Annotated in this window: 16 protein-coding genes and 3 rRNA genes; 17 read left to right on the top strand and 2 right to left on the bottom strand. The window is 64.5% G+C overall.

The window, feature by feature from the left end; genetic code table 11:
• Nucleotides 1–97: 97 nt before the first annotated feature.
• From AWU67_RS12940 to AWU67_RS12930, 3 genes are all read left to right on the top strand, one after another.
• Nucleotides 98–985 carry an ABC transporter substrate-binding protein gene (locus tag AWU67_RS12940; RefSeq protein WP_067229785.1) on the top strand — a complete coding sequence of 296 codons (888 nt, stop codon included), beginning with the start codon at nt 98–100 and terminating at the stop codon, nt 983–985.
• 11 nt (nt 986–996) lie between these two features.
• Nucleotides 997–1,995, top strand: coding sequence for an amino acid ABC transporter permease (locus tag AWU67_RS12935; protein ID WP_067229782.1), 999 nt, complete (start codon nt 997–999; stop codon nt 1,993–1,995).
• 65 nt (nt 1,996–2,060) lie between these two features.
• Complete coding sequence (locus AWU67_RS12930; RefSeq protein ID WP_067232759.1) at nt 2,061–2,813, top strand: amino acid ABC transporter ATP-binding protein; 753 nt, start codon at nt 2,061–2,063, stop codon at nt 2,811–2,813.
• A gap of 95 nt (nt 2,814–2,908) precedes the next feature.
• Here the strand turns inward: AWU67_RS12930 and hrpA are convergent, their stop codons facing one another.
• Entirely contained in the window at nt 2,909–7,231 is a 4,323-nt protein-coding gene (hrpA, locus tag AWU67_RS17555; protein WP_067229780.1) for an ATP-dependent RNA helicase HrpA, read from the bottom strand.
• A gap of 118 nt (nt 7,232–7,349) precedes the next feature.
• Here hrpA and AWU67_RS12920 point away from each other — a divergent pair, with 118 nt between their 5' ends.
• The 9 genes from AWU67_RS12920 to AWU67_RS12880 all read left to right on the top strand — a co-directional run bounded on the left by AWU67_RS12920 (nt 7,350) and on the right by AWU67_RS12880 (nt 18,178).
• Nucleotides 7,350–7,991: a hypothetical protein gene (locus AWU67_RS12920; protein ID WP_067229778.1), complete on the top strand. Its 642-nt coding sequence runs from the start codon at nt 7,350–7,352 to the stop codon at nt 7,989–7,991.
• A 5-nt stretch (nt 7,992–7,996) separates the two neighbouring features.
• Nucleotides 7,997–8,308, top strand: a complete 312-nt coding sequence (locus tag AWU67_RS12915; RefSeq protein ID WP_067232752.1) for a winged helix-turn-helix domain-containing protein — start codon at nt 7,997–7,999, stop codon at nt 8,306–8,308.
• Entirely contained in the window at nt 8,305–9,255 is a 951-nt protein-coding gene (locus AWU67_RS12910) for an ABC transporter ATP-binding protein (RefSeq protein ID WP_067229775.1), read from the top strand. Before AWU67_RS12915 ends, AWU67_RS12910 begins: the two co-directional genes overlap by 4 nt.
• Nucleotides 9,252–10,004 (top strand): ABC transporter permease, encoded by a 753-nt coding sequence (locus AWU67_RS12905; RefSeq protein ID WP_234407255.1) that lies wholly within the window; start codon nt 9,252–9,254, stop codon nt 10,002–10,004. Before AWU67_RS12910 ends, AWU67_RS12905 begins: the two co-directional genes overlap by 4 nt.
• Nucleotides 10,005–10,029: 25 nt before the next feature.
• Nucleotides 10,030–10,878 (top strand): aldo/keto reductase, encoded by an 849-nt coding sequence (locus AWU67_RS12900; protein WP_067229772.1) that lies wholly within the window; start codon nt 10,030–10,032, stop codon nt 10,876–10,878.
• 557 nt (nt 10,879–11,435) lie between these two features.
• A 16S ribosomal RNA gene (locus AWU67_RS12895) occupies nt 11,436–12,963 on the top strand.
• A gap of 460 nt (nt 12,964–13,423) precedes the next feature.
• Nucleotides 13,424–16,538 (top strand): 23S ribosomal RNA (locus AWU67_RS12890).
• Between the two features lie 196 nt (nt 16,539–16,734).
• A 5S ribosomal RNA gene (gene rrf, locus AWU67_RS12885) occupies nt 16,735–16,851 on the top strand.
• Together the 16S, 23S and 5S rRNA genes form the textbook arrangement of a ribosomal RNA operon.
• Before the next feature lie 157 nt (nt 16,852–17,008).
• Nucleotides 17,009–18,178: an amidase gene (locus tag AWU67_RS12880; protein WP_067229769.1), complete on the top strand. Its 1,170-nt coding sequence runs from the start codon at nt 17,009–17,011 to the stop codon at nt 18,176–18,178.
• A gap of 55 nt (nt 18,179–18,233) precedes the next feature.
• On the opposite strand, the gene AWU67_RS12875 is transcribed toward AWU67_RS12880, so the two are convergent.
• Entirely contained in the window at nt 18,234–19,160 is a 927-nt protein-coding gene (locus AWU67_RS12875) for a LysR family transcriptional regulator (RefSeq protein ID WP_067229765.1), read from the bottom strand.
• A gap of 162 nt (nt 19,161–19,322) precedes the next feature.
• Here AWU67_RS12875 and AWU67_RS12870 point away from each other — a divergent pair, with 162 nt between their 5' ends.
• From AWU67_RS12870 to AWU67_RS12850, 5 genes are all read left to right on the top strand, one after another.
• Entirely contained in the window at nt 19,323–20,864 is a 1,542-nt protein-coding gene (locus tag AWU67_RS12870) for an amidohydrolase (protein WP_234407254.1), read from the top strand.
• Between the two features lie 71 nt (nt 20,865–20,935).
• The gene (locus tag AWU67_RS12865) at nt 20,936–21,892 is read left to right on the top strand and encodes an ABC transporter substrate-binding protein (protein ID WP_067229762.1); all 957 of its coding nucleotides are present in this window, start codon (nt 20,936–20,938) and stop codon (nt 21,890–21,892) included.
• Nucleotides 21,893–21,900: 8 nt separating this feature from the next.
• Nucleotides 21,901–22,878: an amino acid ABC transporter permease gene (locus AWU67_RS12860; RefSeq protein WP_082716978.1), complete on the top strand. Its 978-nt coding sequence runs from the start codon at nt 21,901–21,903 to the stop codon at nt 22,876–22,878.
• Entirely contained in the window at nt 22,875–23,639 is a 765-nt protein-coding gene (locus AWU67_RS12855; protein ID WP_067229759.1) for an amino acid ABC transporter ATP-binding protein, read from the top strand. The genes AWU67_RS12860 and AWU67_RS12855 overlap by 4 nt, the downstream gene beginning before the upstream one ends.
• Nucleotides 23,640–23,644: 5 nt before the next feature.
• Complete coding sequence (locus tag AWU67_RS12850) at nt 23,645–24,403, top strand: aspartate/glutamate racemase family protein (protein WP_067229756.1); 759 nt, start codon at nt 23,645–23,647, stop codon at nt 24,401–24,403.
• Nucleotides 24,404–24,419 lie beyond the last annotated feature (16 nt).

Raw genomic sequence — 24,419 nt, 5'->3', positions numbered from 1 at the left:
AATCGGCGGGACGACAGTGCACTATGCTCGATGTCACCCGAGAGGGCCATGCCCCCAAAGCTGTGGGTTCAGATCCCCCGTACGTAAGGATTCAAGAATGCGACTTCGTTTCGCCGTTCCGGCCCTCGCTGCTGCTGCAGTTCTTCTGCTCTCCGGTTGTGTCGATAACTCCAGCCCGAATGCGGGAAGCAGCGAATCGGCCACCGCCATCGCCAAGGATGACGCCGCCGCCGCACTGCTGCCCCAGGGTGTCGGCGCCAACGGCAAGCTCATCATCGGCATCGACCCGACCTATGCACCCAACGAGTTCAAGGATGCCGACGGCAACCCGATCGGCTGGGGTGCAGAGCTGGCCGAGGGGATCGCCGCGAAGTTCGGCTTGACCCCCGAGTTCCAGGTCTCCAAGTTCGACAACATCATCCCGAGCGTCACCGGAGGCAAGGCCGACATCGGTATGTCGAGCTTCACCATCACCGAGGAGCGGATGAAGCAGGTCGACTTCGTCAACTACTTCAACGCGGGCATCCAGTGGGCCTCCGCGAAGGGCAACGACGTCGACCCTGACAACGCCTGTGGTCTCAAGGTCGCAGTGCAGGCCACCACCTTTGAAGACACCGACGAGGTCCCCGCCAAGAGCGAGGCGTGCGTCGCGGCCGGCAAGGCGCCGATCGACAAGAAGCAGTTCGACACGCAGGATGCCGCAACGAACGCCGTTAAGCTTGGTCAGGTCGACGCGATGAGCGCCGACTCACCCGTCACCCTCTACGCAATCTCCAAGACCGATGGGGCCCTGCAGCTCGCGGGCAAGACCTTCGACGTGGCCCCGTACGGGGTTGTCGTGGCCAAGGACTCCGGCATGGCCGAGGCCGTGCAGGCCGCACTGCAGTCGATGGTCGATGACGGCAGCTATGGCAAGATCCTCGACACCTGGGGCGTCGCGGATGGCGGCATCAGCAAGATCACCATCAACGTCGCAACCTCCTAAAGAAACAGCTCATGACATCAACTGAACCGAACCGTTCGGCGGCGGGGGATTCCCCGCCGCCGAACGGCGTTAGTGGCGCACCCGCCATCAAAGCGATCCGACTGAAGCACCCGTGGCGCAACATCTTCGCGGTCGTGCTCCTGTTGATCTTCGTTCTCTTCATCATCGACGCGTCGCAGCGTGAGGCCTACGACTGGGCCTCGGTCGGCAAGTACCTGTTCGACAGCCGCGTCTCGGCTGCCGCCCTCGTCACCCTGCAGCTCACCGTGCTGTCGATGATCTTCGCGATCCTTCTCGGTGTCACGCTCGCGATCATGCGGCTCTCGCCGAACCCCGTGGTCAAGGGCGTCGCCTGGTTCTACCTCTGGATCTTCCGTGGCACACCGGTCTACGTACAGCTGGTGTTCTGGGGCCTGATCGCGATCATCTACAAGACGATCGACATCGGCATCCCGTTCACCGAGCCGTGGCTGTCGTTCAGCACGAATGACCTCGTCGGTGCCTTCTGGCTCGCCGTGATCGGCCTCTCGCTCAACGAGGCCGCGTACATGGCCGAGATCGTGCGCGCCGGCCTGCTCTCCGTCGACAAGGGCCAGGAAGAGGCGGCCACCGCCCTCGGCATGGGCTGGTTCCAGACGATGCGCCGGGTGATCCTGCCGCAGGCGATGCGCGTGATCATCCCGCCGACCGGCAACGAGGTCATCTCGATGCTGAAGACGACATCGCTGGTGACCGCCGTTCCGCTCTCCACCGAGCTGTACAGCCGCACCCGTGACATCTCGGCAGAGACGTTCAACCCGATCCCGCTGCTGATCGTGGCATCCATCTGGTACCTGTTCTTCACGTCCGTGCTGATGGTCGGCCAGTACTTCCTCGAGCGACACTTCGCCCGCGGTGTCGGCGATCGCCGGCCCGACCGTGGCACCACGACGACCGGAACCTTGCCGATCGTCGGCGGCAACCAGCCGACCGTTGTGATCGCACCGTCCCATGAATCCGGAGGCCACTGATGAGTGACTCACTCGCCGCCGGTCAGCCTGGTGCCGCACCCGCACCCGCAGCCACCGCCCGCCCGATGGTCGTCGCCGACGCCGTCTCGAAGAGCTTCGGCTCCAACGAGGTGCTGAAGTCGATCTCCCTCGAGGTCAAGCAGGGCGAGGTGCTCTGCTTGGTCGGGCCCAGTGGCTCCGGCAAGTCGACGTTCCTGCGTTGCATCAACCACCTCGAGGTGCTGTCCTCCGGAAAGCTCAGCGTCGACGGACAGCTCGTCGGGTTCCGTGAGGCCGGGGACAAGCTCTATGAGCTGCACCCCAAGGAGGCCGCCAAGCAGCGCCGCGACATCGGAATGGTGTTCCAGAAGTTCAACCTGTTCCCGCACATGACGGCGATCGAGAACATCATGGAAGCGCCGATCCGGGTCAAGGGCCAGAAGAAGGCCGTGGCCGAGAAGCGCGCCCGCGAGCTGCTCGAGCGCGTCGGGCTCGCCGACCGCGCCGACTACTACCCTGCACACCTCTCCGGTGGCCAGCAGCAGCGCGTCGCCATTGCCCGTGCCCTCGCCATGGACCCCAAGCTGATGCTGTTCGATGAGCCCACCAGTGCGCTCGACCCCGAGCTTGTCGGCGAGGTACTCGACGTGATGAAGGAGCTCGCGAAGTCAGGCATGACCATGATCGTCGTCACCCACGAGATGGGCTTCGCCCGCGAGGTGGCCGACACCCTGGTGTTCATGGACGGCGGCGTCGTCGTCGAGGCCGGGGACCCGCGTGAGGTGCTCGCCAACCCGCAGCACCAGCGCACGAAGGCGTTCCTCTCGAAGGTGCTCTAGGCTTCGGCCGATCCGCCCGTCGCTGAGCCCGTTGGTTGAGCCTGTCGAAACCAGATTTCGACAGGCTCAGTCAGCGGGCTTCTGAATTCCCGCAGCTACCCGGCGAGCACCTTGTTGATGCGCTGCAGCGAGACGCTCTCTGCCGTGCGCAGCTCCTGCGCGAACAGGCTGATGCGCAGCTCCTCCAGCATCCAGCGTGCCTTCACCAGGTTGGCCGGGGCGTGCGGTTCCAACGGGATCGTGCCGCCGGCATCACGGAACGCCTTCTGCGCCGCCTCGATCTCGGTCAGACCGACCCGGTCGCGGCCCGGGTTCGCCACCAGCTTCTCGACGCGCACGCCGATGCCGCCGAGGTAGCGCGGCAGGTGCCGCAGGCGCTCCAGCCCGGTCTGCGAGACGAAACCGGGGTAGACCAGCCCGTCCAACTGCTGCCGGGCATCGGCCAGCGCCGACATGATCGTGATGCTGCTCGCCGCTTTGAGCGCCTTGTCGGCCTTGCGCGCCGCGGTCAGCGTGCTGGTCACCATCTTGACGGTGTCGAACATGGTGTCCATCACCACGGCCGAGACCCGGTCGCGCACCGTCTCGAACTCGGCCTTGCTGAACACGAGCCCGTCGGGCTTCACCCGGAACAGCACGTCGTCAACGCACGCGGCCAGGCAGTCGTCGAACAACGCCGCCGTGTTGCGGTACGGGCTGGCCGCCAGGGTCAGCTTCTCATTTCCGGTCAGGTGCTTCTGCACGTAGCTCGACGGGGAGGGCACGGCCAGCAACAACAGGCGTCGGATGCCGCCCGGCATCGCCCTCGCCTGCTCCTCGGCCGTCGTGAGCAGCCGCAGCGCAACGCTCTGGCCCTCGTCGACCAGTGCCGGGTAGGCACGGATCGTGTTCTCGCCCTGCTTGAGGTCGACGAAGCGGGCAATCTCGGTGCCCTGCTGGTCAGGTCCGTTGCCGGGGATGTTCGGCAGGTCGGTGGGGAACGTGGTGAGGCCGCTGCGCTCGACGAAGGCGGAGGCGGCGCCGACTGCGGTGCCGCGGCCGCCGGGCCGGCCGGGGCGCCCGCCGCGCGGCTGCACGCTGAAGTCGCCGGTCTGCTCGTCGGTGGAATCCGCCCGCCCGCCGCGTCGGCCGCGGCCGCCGGCATCCGGGTCGGCGAAGGTGCTCGCCACAGCATCGCGGGCCCGCTCACTGAGCCGGCCCTGCAGCGCGCGCAGGTCTTTGGCGCTGTCGATCTCGCGGCCCTTGCCGTCGACGACGCGGAACGTGACGCGCAGGTGCGGCGGCACCCGGTCCAGGTCGAAGTCGGCGCTGGTCACCGGCACATAGACGAGCTTCTTGATCACGGCGGCAACGGCCTCGGTGAACGGAACGACCGTCATCGGGGCGGAACCGCGCGACCCGGCCGCGCCCTCTGGGCGCTCGGGCAGCTCGGCGGCGATCTTGGCCGCCCAATCGGCGGCCGGCACGACGTTGCGCCGGATCACCTTGGGCAGGCTCTTGAGCAGTGCGGTGATGAGCTCGCCGCGCAGGCCGTCGACCTGCCAGTCGAAGCCTTCTGGCCGCAACCGGGCGAGCAAGGTGAGCGGCACGATGACGCTCACCCCGTCGTCGACGGCGCCGGGCTCGAACTTGTAGCGCAGCGTGAACACCTGGTCGTCCTGGCGCCAGCTCGGCGGGAACAGCCCGGCGTCCACGTCGCTCGTCGCGGCATCCGGCACCAGGGCCTCGGCCGTCATTGTGAGCAGGTCCGGGGTCTCCTTGTTGGCGGTGCGCCACCAGGTCTCGAAGCTGCGGGTCGAGCTGATCTCGGCAGGGATCCGTCGGTTGTAGAACTCGAACACGGCCTCGTCGTCGACCAGGATGTCGCGGCGGCGGGTGCGCTCCTCGAGCTGTTCGAGCTCGGATCGCAGCCGCTTGTTGGCGCGGTCGAAGGCGGTCAGCCCGGCGTTCAGCCGCGAGACATCCCACTCGCCCTCGACCAGCGCGTGCCGGATGAACAGCTCGCGCGCGTAGTGCGGATCGATGTTGCCGAACTGCACCCTGCGCTTGGGCACGATCGGCACGCCGTAGAGCGTCACCTTCTCGTAGGCGATGACCGAGCCCTGATTCTTGGACCAGTGCGGTTCGGAGTAGCTGCGCTTGCAGAGGTCTCCGGCCAGCGGCTCGGCCCAGGCCGGGTCGATGGCCGCATTGGTGCGGGCGAACAGCCGGCTGGTCTCGACCAGCTCGGCGCTCATCACGGCATCCGGCTGCTTCTTCGCCAGGGCGGAGCCGGGGAACAGGGTGAAGCGGGCCTGCCGGGCGCCGATGTACTCGCCCTTGCCGCGGCGGGCGGCCGCCGTCTCCTTCGATCCGCGCGGGCCGCTCGCCTTCGCCGCCTGGGCCTGGTCCTTCAGGCCGATGTGGCTGAGCAGGCCGCTGAGCAGGGCGCGGTGGATGCCGTCGGGGTTCGGCTCAGCCGGGCCGTCGGTGCCGGAATCCTGAACCGAGAGGCCGAGCGGCTTGGCCAGCTGGCGCAGCTGCCTGTAGACGTCGTTCCACTCGCGTACGCGCAGGTAGTTGAGGTGCTCGGCCTTGCACAGGCGGCGGAACGCGCTGGAACCGAGCTCGCGCTGCTGCTTCTCGAGGTAGTTCCAGAGGTTCAGCAGGCTGAGGAAGTCGCTGGTCGGGTCGGCGAAGCGGGCGTGCTGCTCGTCGGCGGCCTGGCGCCGCTCCAGCGGGCGCTCGCGTGGGTCCTGGATGGTGAGGCCGGCCACGATCGCCAGCACATCGCGGCTCACGTTCTGCGTCTTCGACTCGATCACCATGCGCCCGAAGCGCGGGTCGATCGGCAGCTTGGACAGCTGCTGGCCGATGCGGGTGAGCTTCGGGGTGGCGCCCTTGGTCTCGATACGCTCCTTCGTCGCTACTCGACCAGCGGGAGTTTCAGCGTCCGTCTCCGCTGGTCGAGTAGGCGCGTAAGCGCCGCTCTCCGCTGGTCGAGTAGGCGCGTCAGCGCCGCTCTCCGCTGGTCGAGTAGGCGCGCCAGCGCCGCTCTCCGCTGGTCGAGTAGGCGCGCTAGCGCCGTATCGAGACCGAGGAGACCCCGCGCGAATCGCGCCGAGTTCAGAGAGCAGGTCGAGGCCGTCTTTCACGCCGCGGGAGTCCGGCGGGGTGAGGAACGGGAACTTCGCGATGTCGCCCAGGTCGAGCGCGATCATCTGCAGGATCACGGCGGCCAGGTTGGTGCGCAGCACCTCCGGCTCGGTGAACTCGGGGCGGCGGTTGAAGTCCTCCTCCGAGTACAGGCGGATCGCGATGCCGTTGCTGGTGCGGCCGGAGCGGCCGGAGCGCTGGTTGGCGCTGGCCTGCGAGATGGCCTCGATCGGCAGCCGCTGCACCTTGGAGCGCACGCTGTACCGGCTGATACGGGCGGTGCCGGCGTCGATGACGTACTTGATGCCGGGCACGGTGAGGCTGGTCTCGGCCACGTTCGTGGCGAGGATCACGCGGCGGCGCACGCCGGCGATCGTCGACGGCTGGAAAACGCGGTGCTGGTCGGCGGCGGAGAGCCGGCCGTAGAGGGGGAGTACCTCGGTGACGCCGGCGCCCCCGCGCCCACCGCCCGCGATGCCGTAGTGACTGCGCACCGCTTCTTCGGCATCCCGGATCTCGTTCTCACCGGAGAGGAACACGAGCACGTCGCCGTTTGACTCGCGCGCCAGCTCGTCGAGGGCCTCGAGGATGCCCTGCAGGTAGTCCTTGTCGTCCGCCGGGTTCGCAGCGCCCGTCTGTTCCTCATCGTCCTCGTCGAGTGACTCCTCGGCGACGAGCGGCCGATACCGGATCTCGACGGGGTAGGTGCGCCCGGAGACCTCGATGATCTTGGCCGGGTTGCCCTCGGCATCCGCGAAGTGCTTCGCGAAGCTCTCTGGATCGATCGTCGCCGAGGTGACGATCACCTTGAGGTCTGGCCGCTTGGGCAGCAGCTCCTTGAGGTAGCCGAGCAGGAAGTCGATGTTGAGGCTGCGCTCGTGCGCCTCGTCGATGATGATCGTGTCGTAGCGGCGCAGTAGCCGGTCGCGGTGCATCTCGTTCAGCAGGATGCCGTCGGTCATCAGCTTCACGCGGGTGCTCGCCGTGGCCTTGTCGGTGAATCGCACCTGGTAGCCGACGAGCCCGCCGACTTCTTCGCCGAGCTCCTCGGCGATGCGCTCGGCGATGGTGCGGGCGGCCAGTCGGCGCGGCTGGGTGTGGCCGATGCTGGTGCGGCCGAGCTCCAGGCAGATCTTGGGGATCTGCGTCGTCTTGCCCGAGCCGGTCGCTCCGGCCACGATCACGACCTGGTTGTCGCGGATGGCGTCGGCGATCTCGTCGCGCATCGCACTCACCGGCAGCTCGGGCGGGTAGGTGATCTCGGGGATCGCGGTGTCAGTCATCAGCCCTCCATCGTACCGGTCGCCTTGTGGCTGTGGCCCCTATGGAAACCTGGCACCGCACCGAGAAACTTTCGCAAAGCCATTGACGTATCAAAGCACTTTGCATTACAAAGTAGATATGACGAACAACACCGAACCTCGGCGCACGGATGACGCAGCCGAGATGCTCGCGCTGATCACGGCGCAGCAACGCCGGGTCGACCAGATGATGCTGCGGCCCATCCCCTGGATGCTCGGGCTCTGGGGAGTCGCCTGGCTCGTCGGCTTCACGCTGCTCTGGTCGGCGTATGAGGGCGGCAACCCCTGGTTCAGCGTGCCGATGGCGCTCGCCGCACCCATCTTCGGCATCCTGATCGCCGGGGCAGTCGTCGCCTCGATCATCATCGGCATCCGGCTCGGCCGCGGCGTCAAGGGCGTCTCCTCGTTCGCAGGCGCCGTCTACGGGGTGTCCTGGTCGCTCTGCGGCATGGCCTTCGCCGCCCTCGGCGTCGGCCTCATCGCCAACGGGCTCTCCGCCGAACTGGCGAGCATCTTCTTCCCCTCGGCCTTCGCCCTGATGTGCGGCACTCTCTATCTGGCCGGCGCCGCGCTCTGGCGCCAGGTGAGCATGCTCGTGCTCGGCATCATCATGCTCGTCGTCGGCGCCATCGCCCCGTTCTTCGGCGCACCCACCAACAACATCGTCATGGCTGTCTTCGGCGGCGGCGCCCTCCTCGTCGCAGCGATCGTGTTCTCCGTCCGACTGCGCCAGGGCAAGTGACCGGCATGCCAGCCACCCAGCAGGGCGAGCTCGACCCGGTCATCCACGCGGCCGCCCGCCTGAAGATCACCGCGACACTTGCCACCCTCCCGGCCGGCGACCGCATCACCTTCCCCCGGCTGCAGGAACTGCTCGACATGACCCCGGGCAACCTCTCCACCCACCTGCGCAAACTCGAAGACGCCGAGTACGTCGTCGTCGACAAGGAACACCAGGGGCGAACCCCCGTCACCTACATCGCCCTGACGAAGGCCGGCCGCCGCGCCTTCGAGGATTACACCGACACACTCAGACAGCTCCTGGGAGGAACAGCATGAGCGCCCTCGCCCAGCTCGACCGCGTCACCCGCCGCTTCGGCGACGTCGTCGCCGTCGACGACGTCACCCTCACGATCGAGGCCGGCAGCATGGTCGGTCTGCTCGGCCCGAACGGGGCAGGCAAGACGAGCCTGATCTCGCTCATCAACGGGCTGCGCCGGCCGACATCCGGAACTGTCAGCCTGCTCGGCCGCTCGCCGCAGGACGTGCGCTCCCGGCAGCGCCTGGGCAGCACCCCGCAGGAGACGGCGCTGCCGCCCACCTTGCGGGTCGGCGAGGTGATCGACTTCGTCGGCCGACACTTCGACACCCCGCAGGCCACCGAGGCGCTCGCCGAGGAGTTCGGGCTCACTGCGCTGCTGAAGCGGCAGACCGGCGCCCTCTCCGGCGGTCAGAAGCGGCGCCTCAGCGTCGCCCTGGCCTTCGTCGGCCGCCCCCAGCTGGTGTTGCTCGACGAGCCGACCACCGGACTCGATATCGACGGCCGGCACACGCTCTGGGACGCGGTACGCCGCCAGCACGAGTCCGGCGCCACCATCGTCGTCACGAGCCACTACCTCGAAGAGATCGAGGCGCTCGCCGAACGCGTCGTCGTGATGGAGGGCGGGCGCGTCATCGCCGACGACAGCCTGCAGGCCATCGTCGGCAAGGTGGGCGTTCGCCAGATCCGGCTGCGCACCCCCGACGTGGCCGCGGTCAGCGCGCTCCCCGGGGTCGTGCGGGCTGATTCTGAGGGCGCGGATGCCGCAGGCCTCGTGCTCTACGCGGCCGACTCCGACCAGCTGATCCGTGAGCTGGTGAACTCCGGCCTCCGCTTCTCCGACCTCGCCGTGCGCGGGGCCACCCTCGAGGAGGCCTTCCTCACGCTGACCGATTCGGACAGGTCCCACTCCACACTGGCCTCTGCCCCGCTGCACGCACCCCAGACCGAGGAGGTCTCACGATGAGCACCATGTCGCTCGCCCTGCTGCACGCGAAGTACAACCTGATTGAGACCGCACGCATCCCGATCGCTCTGATCGGCTCGCTCGTGTTTCCCGCGCTGGCCCTGCTGTTCTTCGTCGTGCCGCAGCGCACGGTCGCCGACAACGCGCTGTTCGCCACGCAGGCCGTGATCTCACTCGCCGTCTTCGCGGTGATGTCGAATGCCCTGTTCGGCTTCGGGTTGACGATCGCTGAGAACCGCGAGAAGCCGTGGGACCCGTACCTGCGCACGCTGCCGGCCCCCGGCATCTCGCGGGTGCTCGCCCAGCTCTTCTCCACCGGCATGCTCGGGCTGGCTGCCATCATCCCCGTCGTGGTGATCGGCGGCCTCTTCACCGCGGCGGAGGCCTCACCACTGCGCATCCTCGCCGGATTCGCCGCCCTCGCGCTGTCGGGCCTCCCGTTCATGCTCATCGGAATCTGCATTGGCTACTCGATGCCGTCCAAGGCCGCGATCGCCGTCGTGCAGGTGGTGATGTTTGCGCTTGCCTTCGCCGGTGGGCTCTTCCTGCCGCCATTCCTCTTCGCCGACTGGCTCAACACCCTCTCCAAGTTCATGCCGTCCAGGCAGGCACGCGAGTTCGTGATCTGGGCCGTGCAGGGCGGCGATCTCGAATGGTGGGTCTGGGTGGGCATCCTCGCTTGGACGGCGGTGGGCTTCGCCGCCGCGCTGCTGTTGTTCCGCCGCGACGAGGGCCGGCGCTACCACTAGGGCCCATCCGTGATGGAATGGACGTATGAGCAACGACGCCGTGAACACCGCAGTCCCCACGATCACCCTGAACGACGGGCACGCGATCCCGCAGTTGGGCTTCGGCGTCTTCAAGGTCGATCCGGCCGAGACTGAGCGCATCGTCACCGATGCCCTCGAGGTTGGCTACCGCCACATCGACACGGCCCGCATCTACGGCAACGAGGCGGGCGTCGGCCGGGCCATCGCCGATTCCGGCATCGCCCGCGACGACCTCTTCATCACCACCAAGCTGTGGAACGACGACCAGGGCACCCAGTCGACCTTCGACGCATTTGAGCGCAGCCTCGAGCAGCTCGGCCTCGACACCGTCGACCTCTACCTGATCCACTGGCCCGCCCCCGCCAACGACCGCTTCGTCGAGGCGTGGAAGGCACTCGAGAAGATCCGCGAGACCGGCCGTGCGCGCTCGATCGGCGTCTCCAACTTCACTGTCCCCTATATGACTCGTCTCCTGGCCGAGACGGATGTCGTGCCGGCGGTCAACCAGATCGAGCTGCACCCCGCCCACCAGCAGCCAGAGACTGCGGCGCTCTGCGCGGCCAACGGCATCAAGCTCGAGGCGTGGGGCCCGCTCGGTCAGGGCAAGTACAACCTCTTCGAACTGCCGGAGGTCACCGCACCGGCGGCGGCCCACGGCAAGACGCCGGCGCAGGTCGTCATCCGCTGGCACCTGCAGCAGGGAAACATCGTCTTCCCCAAGAGCAACAACCGCGCGCGCATGGCCGAGAACTTCAACGTCTTCGACTTCGAGCTCAGCCCGGCCGAGCAGCAGGCGATCACCGGCCTCGAGCGGGAGGGCCGCGTCTCCGCCCACCCGGATGACGTCAACTAGGCCCGACACGCCCGGACGCCGTCCCGCTTTGCGTGGTGCCTGACGCGCCCGTATTGTTATCTCTTGTCGCCGCAACAGCGGGAAGTGAAAGCCTCCCGGACTGGTCAGCGACACGGTCTTAGCCACATATCCGCTGCTTCACGCATTTGCGTTCGGCCGGTTTCATGCCTAAGATTGCTTCTTGCCTCACCAACTCCCCGCTTACGGGTTTGAGTCGTTCGGCTGGTTTTCCTGCCAGCAGTTTCTGATTCACTCGGTTTTGCGGGGCCGGGTTGGTCTGGTAAGTTAGACAAGTTGCCTCGGAGCGACACCCGCTGAAACGGCGGGGAGAATCCGGGTGCATCCGATCCTTGAGAACTCAACAGCGTGCACAATGTCAAATGCCAAAAACCCCAGATCACTTCGGTGATTGGGATTCCTTTGGAAAACATTTAAACAACAAAGCAAGTCAGTAATGATTTGTTCTGTCAGTTTCAAACTTGCTGAGATGTCCGCCTTTTTCCGGTGGTTTCGAAGCGCAAAATGTGACGCCAGCTTGCTGGTTAGTCGTATAAACATTTACGGAGAGTTTGATCCTGGCTCAGGACGAACGCTGGCGGCGTGCTTAACACATGCAAGTCGAACGATGAAGCTGGGTGCTTGCACCTGGTGGATTAGTGGCGAACGGGTGAGTAACACGTGAGTAACCTGCCCTTGACTCTGGGATAAGCGTTGGAAACGACGTCTAATACCGGATACGACCTTCGGAGGCATCTCCTGGGGGTGGAAAGAATTTCGGTCAAGGATGGACTCGCGGCCTATCAGCTAGTTGGTGAGGTAATGGCTCACCAAGGCGACGACGGGTAGCCGGCCTGAGAGGGTGACCGGCCACACTGGGACTGAGACACGGCCCAGACTCCTACGGGAGGCAGCAGTGGGGAATATTGCACAATGGGCGAAAGCCTGATGCAGCAACGCCGCGTGAGGGATGACGGCCTTCGGGTTGTAAACCTCTTTTAGTAGGGAAGAAGCGAAAGTGACGGTACCTGCAGAAAAAGCACCGGCTAACTACGTGCCAGCAGCCGCGGTAATACGTAGGGTGCAAGCGTTGTCCGGAATTATTGGGCGTAAAGAGCTCGTAGGCGGTTTGTCGCGTCTGCTGTGAAATCTGGGGGCTCAACCCCCAGCCTGCAGTGGGTACGGGCAGACTAGAGTGCGGTAGGGGAGATTGGAATTCCTGGTGTAGCGGTGGAATGCGCAGATATCAGGAGGAACACCGATGGCGAAGGCAGATCTCTGGGCCGTAACTGACGCTGAGGAGCGAAAGCATGGGGAGCGAACAGGATTAGATACCCTGGTAGTCCATGCCGTAAACGTTGGGAACTAGATGTGGGGGCCATTCCACGGTCTCCGTGTCGCAGCTAACGCATTAAGTTCCCCGCCTGGGGAGTACGGCCGCAAGGCTAAAACTCAAAGGAATTGACGGGGGCCCGCACAAGCGGCGGAGCATGCGGATTAATTCGATGCAACGCGAAGAACCTTACCAAGACTTGACATATACGAGAACGGGCCAGAAATGGTCAACTCTTTGGACACTCGTAAACAGGTGGTGCATGGTTGTCGTCAGCTCGTGTCGTGAGATGTTGGGTTAAGTCCCGCAACGAGCGCAACCCTCGTCCTATGTTGCCAGCACGTAATGGTGGGAACTCATGGGATACTGCCGGGGTCAACTCGGAGGAAGGTGGGGATGACGTCAAATCATCATGCCCCTTATGTCTTGGGCTTCACGCATGCTACAATGGCCGGTACAAAGGGCTGCAATACCGCAAGGTGGAGCGAATCCCAAAAAGCCGGTCTCAGTTCGGATTGAGGTCTGCAACTCGACCTCATGAAGTCGGAGTCGCTAGTAATCGCAGATCAGCAACGCTGCGGTGAATACGTTCCCGGGCCTTGTACACACCGCCCGTCAAGTCATGAAAGTCGGTAACACCCGAAGCCGGTGGCCCAACCCCTTGTGGGAGGGAGCTGTCGAAGGTGGGATCGGTGATTAGGACTAAGTCGTAACAAGGTAGCCGTACCGGAAGGTGCGGCTGGATCACCTCCTTTCTAAGGAGCACGTGCAGTCCGCCTCTGTATACAGGGCGATCAGATACTGCCAGCCATTACGGGAACACATGTTTCCCGGTGGCGCTCATGGGTGGAACATTGACATTGCAACAACGCGACGCTCGTCGGTTTTAGTACGTCACTTCGGTGAAAGGAACAGGCTGGTTGGTTGAGGGTTGTTGGAGCACGCTGTTGGGTCCTGAAGGACCGGGTCACGTTTTGACGTGGACGACCTTCTGGACTTCGGTCAACATCGGCATAGGCGTAAGCCGGCTGGTGTTGGGGGAGTACCGCCCGTACTTTGAGAACTACACAGTGGACGCGAGCATCTTAGATTGATACTTCGGTATCAATCACAAAGATTTTTAGGACAACAACTTTGGTTGTTGTTCGACTAATCATTGGTCAATTTCGCACAATGCCTTCGGGTGTTGTGCACGATCGATTCAAACTCATGTGATTTCAAGATTCTAAGAGCAAACGGTGAATGCCTTGGCATGTAGAGCCGAAGAAGGACGTAGTAATCTGCGATAAGCCTCGGGGAGTTGATAAACGAACCGTGATCCGAGGATTTCCGAATGGGGAAACCCCGCCAGGTGCTTTCGGGCAACCTGGTGACTCCCGCCTGAATATATAGGGCGGGTAGAGGGAACGTGGGGAAGTGAAACATCTCAGTACCCACAGGAAGAGAAAACAATAGTGATTCCGTTAGTAGTGGCGAGCGAACCCGGAAGAGGCTAAACCGATCATGTGTGATAGCCGGCAGGCGTTGCATGGTCGGGGTTGCGGGACTTTTCTGCTGCTTCTGCCGAACAGTGAGCGTTACAAAGGAATATAGACGAATGCGTTTGAAAGCGCAGCCATAGACGGTGCCAGCCCGGTAGTCGAAATGTTCCAATGGCGCGAAGAGTATCCCAAGTAGCACGGGGCCCGAGAAATCCCGTGTGAATCTGTCAGGACCACCTGATAAGCCTAAATACTCCTACATGACCGATAGTGAACAAGTACCGTGAGGGAAAGGTGAAAAGTACCCCGGGAGGGGAGTGAAATAGTACCTGAAACCGTTTGCTTACAAACCGTTGGAGCCAGTCTGATTCTGGTGACAGCGTGCCTTTTGAAGAATGAGCCTGCGAGTTAGTGATCAGTGGCGAGCTTAACCCGTGAGGGGAATGCGTAGCGAAAGCGAGTCTTAATAGGGCGAATGAGTCGCTGGTCCTAGACCCGAAGCGAAGTGATCTATCCATGGCCAGGTTGAAGCGCGTGTAAGAGCGCGTGGAGGACCGAACCCACTTAGGTTGAAAACTGAGGGGATGAGCTGTGGATAGGGGTGAAAGGCCAATCAAACTTCGTGATAGCTGGTTCTCTCCGAAATGCATTTAGGTGCAGCGTTGCGTGTTTCTTGCCGGAGGTAGAGCTACTGGATAGCCGATGGGCCCTACAAGGTTACTGACGTTAGCCAAACTCCGAATGCCGGTAAGTGAGAGCGCAGCAGTGAGACAGTGGGGGATAAGCTTCATTGTCGAGAGGGAAACAACCCAGACCACCAACTAAGGTCCCAAAGCGCGTGCTAAGTGGGAAAGGATGTGGAGTTGCACAGACAACCAGGAGGTTGGCTTAGAAGCAGCCACCCTTGAAAGAGTGCGTAATAGCTCACTGGTCAAGTGATTCCGCGCCGACAATGTAACGGGGCTCAAGCACGCCACCGAAGTTGTGGCATTGATATTTTTGGTAGGCCTTCGTGGTCCAGCCGTATTGATGGGTAGGAGAGCGTCGTGTGGCCAGTGAAGCGGCGGTGTAAACCAGCCGTGGAGGCCACACGAGTGAGAATGCAGGCATGAGTAGCGAAAGACGGGTGAGAAACCCGTCCTCCGGAAGACCAAGGTTTCCAGGGTCAAGCTAATCTTCCCTGGGTAAGTCGGGACCTAAGGCGAGGCCGACAGGCGTAGTCGATGGACAACGGGTAGATATTCCCGTACCGCAGAAGAACCGCCCAAGCTAATCCAGTGATGCTAAGTGTCTGAATCCCCGTGACGGATCCCTTCGGGGTGATGCGTGTGGGCCTAGCACACGACCCTATGCTGGTGCGGTTAGCGTATTAACAGGTGTGACGCAGGAAGGTAGCCGAGCCGGGCGATGGTTGACCCGGTCTAAGAATGTAGGCCGAGAGATAGGCAAATCCGTCTCTCATATAAGGCTGAGACTCGATGGGTAGACGTAAGTCGAAATCGGTGATCCTATGCTGCCAAGAAAAGCATCGACGCGAGGTTCAATGTGCCCGTACCCCAAACCGACTCAGGTGGTCAGGTAGAGAATACTAAGGAGATCGAGAGAATCGTGGTTAAGGAACTCGGCAAAATGCCCCCGTAACTTCGGGAGAAGGGGGCCTGATGGGTGAAGGGATTTACTCCTGGAGCTTTTGAAGGCCGCAGAGACCAGTGGGAAGCGACTGTTTACTAAAAACACAGGTCCGTGCTAAGTCGCAAGACGATGTATACGGACTGACGCCTGCCCGGTGCTGGAAGGTTAAGAGGAACGGTTAGCGTAAGCGAAGCTGAGAATTTAAGCCCCAGTAAACGGCGGTGGTAACTATAACCATCCTAAGGTAGCGAAATTCCTTGTCGGGTAAGTTCCGACCTGCACGAATGGCGTAACGACTTCCCAGCTGTCTCAACCGCGAACTCGGCGAAATTGCACTACGAGTAAAGATGCTCGTTACGCGCAGCAGGACGGAAAGACCCCGTGACCTTTACTACAGCTTGGTATTGGTGTTCGGTGTGACTTGTGTAGGATAGGTGGGAGACTGTGAAGCTCGGACGCTAGTTCGGGTGGAGTCATTGTTGAAATACCACTCTGGTCACTCTGGACATCTAACTTCGAACCGTAATCCGGTTCAGGGACAGTGCCTGGTGGGTAGTTTAACTGGGGCGGTTGCCTCCTAAAATGTAACGGAGGCGCCCAAAGGTTCCCTCAACCTGGTTGGCAATCAGGTGTCGAGTGTAAGTGCACAAGGGAGCTTGACTGTGAGACTGACAAGTCGAGCAGGGACGAAAGTCGGGACTAGTGATCCGGCAGTGGCTTGTGGAAGCGCTGTCGCTCAACGGATAAAAGGTACCTCGGGGATAACAGGCTGATCTTGCCCAAGAGTCCATATCGACGGCATGGTTTGGCACCTCGATGTCGGCTCGTCGCATCCTGGGGCTGGAGTAGGTCCCAAGGGTTGGGCTGTTCGCCCATTAAAGCGGTACGCGAGCTGGGTTTAGAACGTCGTGAGACAGTTCGGTCCCTATCCGCTGCGCGCGCAGGAAATTTGAGAGGATCTGACCCTAGTACGAGAGGACCGGGTTGGACGAACCTCTGGTGTGTCAGTTGTTCCGCCAGGAGCACCGCTGATTAGCTACGTTCGGAATGGATAACCGCTGAAAGCATCTAAGCGGGAAGCCGGCCTCGAGATGAGATTTCCATCCCTTTTAGGGGAGAGGCTCCCAGTAGACGACTGGGTTGATAGGCTGGATGTGGAAGCGAGGACTAAAGACTCGTGGAGCTGACCAGTACTAATAAGCCGATATCTTGAAAAACACTACACACACACCGTTGTAAGGCTGGTGTGTGTGGCACGGAGAAAGTCCGTGAGAAGCTTGCGTCCACTATGTGGTTCTCGATGTACGGTCGAGAACAACGCCCCGTGTCCAAGGACACGTGGCACAACAATTCAATAAGCATTGAATGTTGAAATGACTTGACGGCCCCGTAAGGGTGCCCATCACCAGTTGTTTCGGCGGCCATAGCGAGAGGGAAACGCCCGGTCACATTCCGAACCCGGAAGCTAAGACTCTCAGCGCCGATGGTACTGCAGGGGGGACCCTGTGGGAGAGTAGGTCACCGCCGGACTTAACTTAGAAAGAAAGCCACCCCTCGGGGTGGCTTTCTTTCGTTAAGCAACACCGTGAAGCTAAGCAGCACCGTGAAGTTAGGCAACACAGGAGAAGGCCGCCGCAGGGCGGCCTTCTTGCGTTAACGTGCCGTCGACGTGGTGCATGATGTGTGGATGCCCACTGCCGACACTGTCCGTGCTCTTGAGGTCTCTGCGCTCGCGCTTCAGGCGCACAGCTCCTCGAACATCGTGATCACCGCGACTCTTGAGCGTGCGCGCCGGGCAATGCCGCAGGCCGGGCTGCTTGAGGCCTTCACTTTCGCCGTCAAGGACATGATCGATGTCGCCGGGCTGCCGACGAGCCGAGGCTCCGCCCTCTACGGCGGGGTTGACGCCCTGGCGACGGCACCCTGCGTGACACTGCTGGAGTCCGCCGGCGCCGCCCTGGTCGCGAAGGTCAACCTGCACGAGTTCGCCTACGGCGTGAGCAACGAGAACCCGCACTGGGGAGACGTGCTGAACCCACAGTTCCCGCACCTGATCCCCGGCGGCTCCAGCGGCGGCACCGCTGCGGCCGTCGCCGCCGGCATCGCTCGGATCGGCCTCGGCACCGACACGGCCGGATCGATCCGGATGCCGGCCGCCTGCTGCGGCGTCGTCGGCCTGCGCCCCCGCACCGGCCGGGTTCCGGGAGCTGGAGTGGCGCCGCTGGCGCCCTCCTTCGACGTGGTTGGGCCGATGGCGGCATCCGTCACCGACACGGCGCTCGCCTGGTCCGTGCTGAGCGGTGAGCCCGTCGCCGCGGCCCGGCCGCTCCGCGGCCTGGTGGTCGGCGTGCTCGAGGGGTCGGCGGCGGCGGAACCGCTGCGCGCCGCCGGCGCTGAGCTGCGCCCGTTCTCACTGCCGGACGGCGTGCTCGACACGTTCTGGACGGCGTTCCGGGCCGAGGTGAGCAGGACGCACGAGGGCACCTACCCGCGCTCCGCCGAGGCGTACAGCGACAACGTACGAGCGAAGCTGGCCGGTGCGGCCGGCGTCTCGTCCGAGCGCCACCAGGCCGCGTTGGCCGCACTTCGGACGCTGCGTGAGGAGACGCTGCTCCGGATGGAGGGCTACGACCTGCTCGTCAGTGACACCCTCGGCTGCCCGACCCCGGCCGTCGGCAGCGACGAGCTTACCTACCGCGACGACCTGGGCCGTCTCGTCGCCCCATTCTCTGCGTTGGACCTGCCCGCCCTCGCGATCGGCAACCTGCAGATCATCGGACGCACCGAAGACGAGGTGCTGGCGGCTGGGCTCGGCTGGGAGCGCGAAATCGGCACCATCCCACGCGCCGACGTCTGATCAGGCGGAAGCTCTGCTCGGGGCGGAAAGCGCTGATCAGGGCGGAAGGTTCTGATCAGGCCGGCACGGGGCGAGCGGCCCCGAGTTCTGCGAGTATCTCGGAGACGGCGGCGAGGAATGCACCCGTCGCCGGCCTCGGCCCATCGGTCGGTGCCAGTGCGAACACCCGGCGGGCCAGCCTGAGCTCGGGAACGTCGAGCACGGTCACGCCATCCGGCAGCTGGTGCAGCGCGAGTTCGGGAACGAAGGAGGCGGCCAGGCCAGCTGCGACAAGCTGCAAGGTGACCGTGTAGTCGTCAGAGTTGGCGACGGTGCGCGGGCGCAGGTCGTGCCCGCGGAAGAGTCGATCGATGATGGCCGCGTCGCTGGTGCCCGGGTGGTGCGCCACCCACGACAGGTTCGCCAGCTGGTGGATCGTCACCGGCTCGTGGGCGTGGAAACCCCACGCCGTCGGCACGACAACGCGGTACTCGTCATCCCCCAGCCATTCCGGCTGCACCGACTGCGGCCAGGTGAGCGCCGTGTTGCCGACCTGATAGACGAGAGCGACGTCGAACTCGCGGCCAGCGCGGATCTCGCGAATGGTGGGCGACGGGTCGGCGACCCAGAACCGCAGCTCGACGTCGGAACGCTCCCACTCCGGCCGATTCTGCATCCGCGCCAGCAGGGGCCTGGCCAGGCTGGGGAACACGGCCAGCCTCAGCTCCATCGTGATCGCCCCGTGCGCGCTCGACGTCGCCGCGAGCAGGGCGTCGATGTCGGCCAGCACGCGAACCGCATGCCGCGACATCGCCGTCGCTGCCTCCGTCGGATGTGCGCTGCGCCCCGATCGCTCGAACAACGGCACCCCGACGGCGCGTTCCAGCGCCGCCATCTGCTGCGACACCGCCGAGGCCGTGTAGCCGAGCCGGTTCGCGGCGGCGGCGAAGGAACCGAGACGCACGGTTTCCAGCAGTGTGCGCAGGTGAATCGGATTGATCATTAGCGTTCCTTATGCTCAGCGTGGCAAGGTGTCGAGCCCCAGGGCTGTGTATTGCCCGTAGTTTCCCATAATCTTTCAACACATTCGCACGTACGCCCTCGCATTCGCAAGGAAAACTGATGGTTTCTACGCTCTTTCGCCACCCCCGGATTCACACGATGGTTGCGGAGTCCGCCCCCCACGGACGCGCTCCTCGTCGTCGACGGGGTCATTGCCGCGACCGGGCAGCACGCCATCGCGGCGGCCGAGGCAGACAGCGACGTGGAAGTTGTCGACCTCGTCGGCGCGGCCGTCATCCCCGGTTTCATCGACGCTCACATCCACACCGGCGCGATCGCCCGCGAGCTCGACGCGCTGAACCTGCGCGGCTGCACGAGCCTCGCCGAGGCGTTGGACCGGGTGAGCAGCTACGTGGCCACCCGTGAGCCCGGCACGTTCATCGTCGGCGGCCGCTGGGACTCCAACGCCTGGGAGGTGCCCGTGCAGCCCGACCGCTACGCGCTGGACGCCGTGAGCAATGGCTGCCTCATCGCCCTGCCCAGCGTCGACGGCCACACCATGTGGGCGAACTCCCTCGCTCTCGAGGCGGTGGGCTACTCCCGCGACACCCCGGACCCGGTCGGGGGTGAGATTGTGCGGGACGCCGCCGGCGAGCCGACCGGGATCCTGCGGGAAGCCGCTCGATACCCGCTGCGCGATCTGCAGAACGTCGCCTACGCTGCGGACCTGCTGGCCCAGCTGAAGCGCGCACAGGCGCACCTGCTCTCGCTCGGACTCACCGGCGTGCACGACATCGACGCCGAAGACGTGCGAGAGGCCTACCTGCAGATGCAGGCCGACGGCGAGCTGCACCTGCGCGTGCACAAGATGATCCCGCTGGAGCACCTCGACGGCGCCATCGCAGAAGGCCGCTACACCGGCCAGGGCGACGACTGGTTCACGACGGGTCCTGTCAAGATCTTCTCGGATGGCGCCCTCGGCTCGCACACCTCGCACATGGGTGAGGATTTCGCTGGTGAGGAAGGCAACCACGGCATCGAGATCGTCGCCTACCCCGAACTCGTCGCGCTCGCCCGGAAGGCGGCCTCCGCCGGGATCGCCGTGGCCACACACGCCATCGGCGACGAGGCCAACCACCTGGTGCTGAACGCGTACGAAGAGATTCGGGCGATCTCGGCCGAGCGCGGCCTGCGCAACCGAATCGAGCACTCCCAGCACATTCGGCATGCCGACATCCCGCGCTTCGCCGAGCTCGGCATTCTGCCGTCGTTGCAGCCCACCCACTGCACCTCGGACATCCCGCTCGCGAACGCGCTGCTGGCCGGCCGCGAGCTCGGCAACTACGCCTGGCGCTCGCTGACCGAGGCCGACGCGCAGCTCGTGTTCGGGTCGGATGCCCCCATCGAAGATCCGACGCCGATGCACGGCATCCACGCGGCCGTCACACGGCAGAGTGAGTCTGGTGAACCTGCCGGAGGATGGGAGCCGGCCGAGCGGCTGAGCGTTGCAGAGGCCATCTCCGCGTACACGTACGGCGGAGCCTACGCCGCGGGCCAGGAGAACAAGGTTGGGCGGCTTGCTCCCGGCCAGTTCGCCGACTTCATCGTGCTCGAGGACGATCCCTTCGCCGCGGAGCCGGAGTCGCTGCGCGACATCGCTGTCCTCACTACCGTCGTCGGCGGCGCCGTGCGCTTCCAGCGCTAGCCGCCTCACAATTCCCCCAAGCAACACACACAGCCCGGAGCGATCCGGAACAAGAAATGAGGAGTCACACTATGCGTTTCCCCATCACTCCCGCCCGCGGCGCACTCGCGCTCGTGCTCGGCGCGGTCCTGCTCGGCACGACGGCCTGCGGCGCTCAGTCGATTGGCGGCACAGAGGGCCCGGCCGAGGCCAGTGATGCAGTGCTCATCACCGCTCCCGCCGAAGACCTCGCAGCCAGTGTCATCGAGGGCATCCAGCCCGACACCTCGCTCACGGTGCCGGACTCGCTGCGCACGAACGGCATCAAGCTGACCACGTCCGTCGGCTACCCGCCCATGGAGATGTGGGGCGCAGACGGCAAGGTCATCGTCGGCGTCGACCCGTCGCTGGCGCGCGGACTCGCTCGCACGCTGGGCGTCGACCTCGAGATCACCGACCAGGAGTTCAATGCCCAGATCCCGGGCGTGCTCACCGGACGCTTCGACATGGTCATGTCGTCGATGACCGACAACGAGGCCCGCCGCGAGACGATGTCGTTCGTCGACTACGTCAGCGCCGGCAATGCGTTCCTGGTGCAGACGGGCAACCCGAGCAGCATCGCCGTCCCGGCCGACCTGTGCGGCCAGATCGTCTCCGTCGTCGACAACGGCTCCTCGGCAGACCTCGCCGCTGAGTTCGACGCGCAGTGCGCAACCGACGGCAAGGGTGCCATCGAGATCCTCAAGTTCGAAGGTGACTCTGAGGCGATCCTCGCGGTCAAGAGCGGCCGTGCCGCCGCCACGATCGGTGACTACCCGGTTGCCGTGCACCGCGCGGCCGAGGCCGACTCCGGCCTCGAGGCCATCGCCATCGACGGTGGCGAGAGCCCCTGGGGCATCGCGATCGACAAGAAGAACACCGAGCTTGTCGACGCGATCCAGAAGGCGCTGCAGTCGATGATCGACTCCGGCTCCTACGGCGCGATCCTCGACGCGTGGGGCGTATCGCAGATGGCCGTGGACTCCGCCATCGTCAACGACGGGCAGTAGGAGAACGGATGACTGCATCACACCGGCGTACCGCACCGATTCTCGGCGCGGACGGCTCTGAGACCCCCATCACCCCACGGTGGCACGTTGGCCGCTGGATCGTCGGTACCCTCGCGGTACTGGTCGTCGTCTGGCTCGCCACCGCCATCATCTTCAACGAGAACATCCGCTGGAACCGGGTCTTTGACTACCTGTTCTCCCCGCGCATTCTCGACGGAGTCGTTGTCACGATCTGGATGAGCATCCTGGCGACGGTGATCGGGCTCAGCCTCGGAGTCGTGCTCGCGGTGATGAAACTCGCGACGAACCCCGTGCTGCAGTGGATTGCCGCCGGGTACATCTGGTTCTTCCGCGGCACGCCGGTGCTGGTGCAGCTCATCTTTTGGTACAACCTCGCGTTCTTGTTCCCGTACCTCACCCTGCAGATCCCCTTCACCCAGATCGGCGTGCAGTGGGACACCAACCAAGTGATGACAAGCTTCATGGCGGCGCTGCTCGGCCTCGGGCTGAACCTGGCGGCGTACTTCGCCGAGACGGTGCGCGCCGGCATCCAGGCCGTCGACCGCGGCCAGACCGAGGCCGCCCTGGCCGGCGGCATGACGCACATGCAGACCATGCGCATCATCGTGCTGCCGCAGGCCTTGCGCATCATCATCCCGCCGACCGGCAACGAGTTCATCTCGATGCTCAAGACCACATCACTCGTCGTCGTCGTCGCCGGCAGCGACCTGATGACCAACGCGAGCCAGATCTACAAGCAGAACAACCTGATCATCGAGCTGCTGATCGTGGCGAGCCTCTGGTACATGCTGCTCACCGCCATCGCAACGTTCTTCCAGTCCAAACTGGAGCGGCGATTCGGATCCGATGCGGTGCGCCTCGTGCGCGGGCCAGGGTTCGTGCAGAAGTTCCTGCGGAACGGTCAGCAGGCGCAGACGTCGACAGAGGCCATTGCAACCATCTCAGAGAAGGTGACGACCCGATGACCGAACCACTCGTCCGGGCGACCGGCGTGACCAAGAGCTTCGGCCACAACAAGGTGCTCAACGGCGTCGACTTCGAGGTGCGGGCCGGTGAGGTGAGCTGCATCATCGGCCCATCCGGCTCGGGCAAGTCGACCTTCTTGCGCTGCATCAATGCGCTGGAGACGGCGGATGCCGGCGGGCTCGAAGTGGCGGGGAGCCAGGTCGGATACAGCCTGGAAGGCGGCAGCTACCGCCCCTGGCGCGACCGCGACTTCGCGAAGTTCCGTGCCGGCATCGGCATGGTCTTCCAACGCTTCAACCTGTACGCGCACCTCGACGCGGCAGAGAATGTGGCCACGAGCCTGGTCAACGTCGCCAAGATGGACAAGGTCGCCGCCCGCCGCCGTGCCCTGGAGGAGCTGGACCGCGTGGGCCTCGCCGCTCACGCCGCCAAGCGCCCGCACCAGCTCTCCGGTGGCCAGCAGCAGCGGGTCGCCATTGCGCGGGCGCTCGCCATGGACCCGACGCTGATGTTGTTCGATGAGCCGACCAGCGCGCTCGACCCCGAGCTAGTGGAAGAGGTGCTCGAGTCGATGAAGGCGCTCGCGCTCGGCGGCATGACCATGGTCGTCGTGACGCACGAGATCGGCTTCGCCCGCGAGGTGGGCGACACATTGAGCTTCTTCGACGCGGGCACGATCATCGAATCCGGGGCGCCGGACCGCGTGCTCTCCGACGCCTCGTCCCCGCGCACGCGCGCATTCCTCGACAAGGTTCTCTGAGCCTCATGGCCAACAGAATCCGGGATGTCGACCAGGCCGTCGACATCCCGGCCGTCAACGAGCCCGGGCGGATCGTCGGCATCCTGGGCGGAATGGGGCCGGCGGCAACGGCCGACTTCTACGCGAAACTGGTGCGTGCCACCCCGGCCCGCACAGACCAGGAGCACCTGCGCACGCTGATCTGGTCGGACCCGACGATCCCCGACCGCACCGGGGCACTGCTCCACGGCGGCGTCGACCCGACCCCGCTGCTTCTGGCGGGGGCCTTGCGATTGCGCGCGGGCGGGGCCTCGGTGATCGCGGTGCCCTGCAACACCGCGCACGCGTTCATCCCGCGAATCGCCAGCGCGGTCGGCCTGCCCTTCGTGCACATGATCGAGGAGACGGTGCTCGGCATCCGCGCGCGGCATCCGAACGCCTTGCACGTCGGGCTGCTCTCCACCACCGGGACGCAGGCGAGTCTGCTCTACGACGAGGCGTTGCGCCGGCACGGCCTCATACCGGTGGTGCCGACGGCCGATGCCCAGGAATTCCGGGTGATGGCGGGCATCGCCCGGGTGAAGGCCGGCGTCATCGATGCGCAGACGCGTGCGCTGGTTACCGAGGCGGCGGGAGAGCTCGTGCAGGCGGGCGCCGAACTGGTGATCGCGGGGTGCACCGAGCTGCCGATCGCCCTCGAGGGTGTTGAGCTCACCGTGCCGGTCGTTGATCCGACGCTGGCCCTGGCCGAGGCGGTCGTGCGGGTCGTGCGGCACGGGGTGTGACCGCACCGCACGCGGC

It is taken from the genome of Microterricola viridarii, assembly GCF_001542775.1.
GTDB lineage: Bacteria > Actinomycetota > Actinomycetes > Actinomycetales > Microbacteriaceae > Microterricola > Microterricola viridarii_A.
This window is presented reverse-complemented; position numbering and strand designations above follow the sequence as displayed.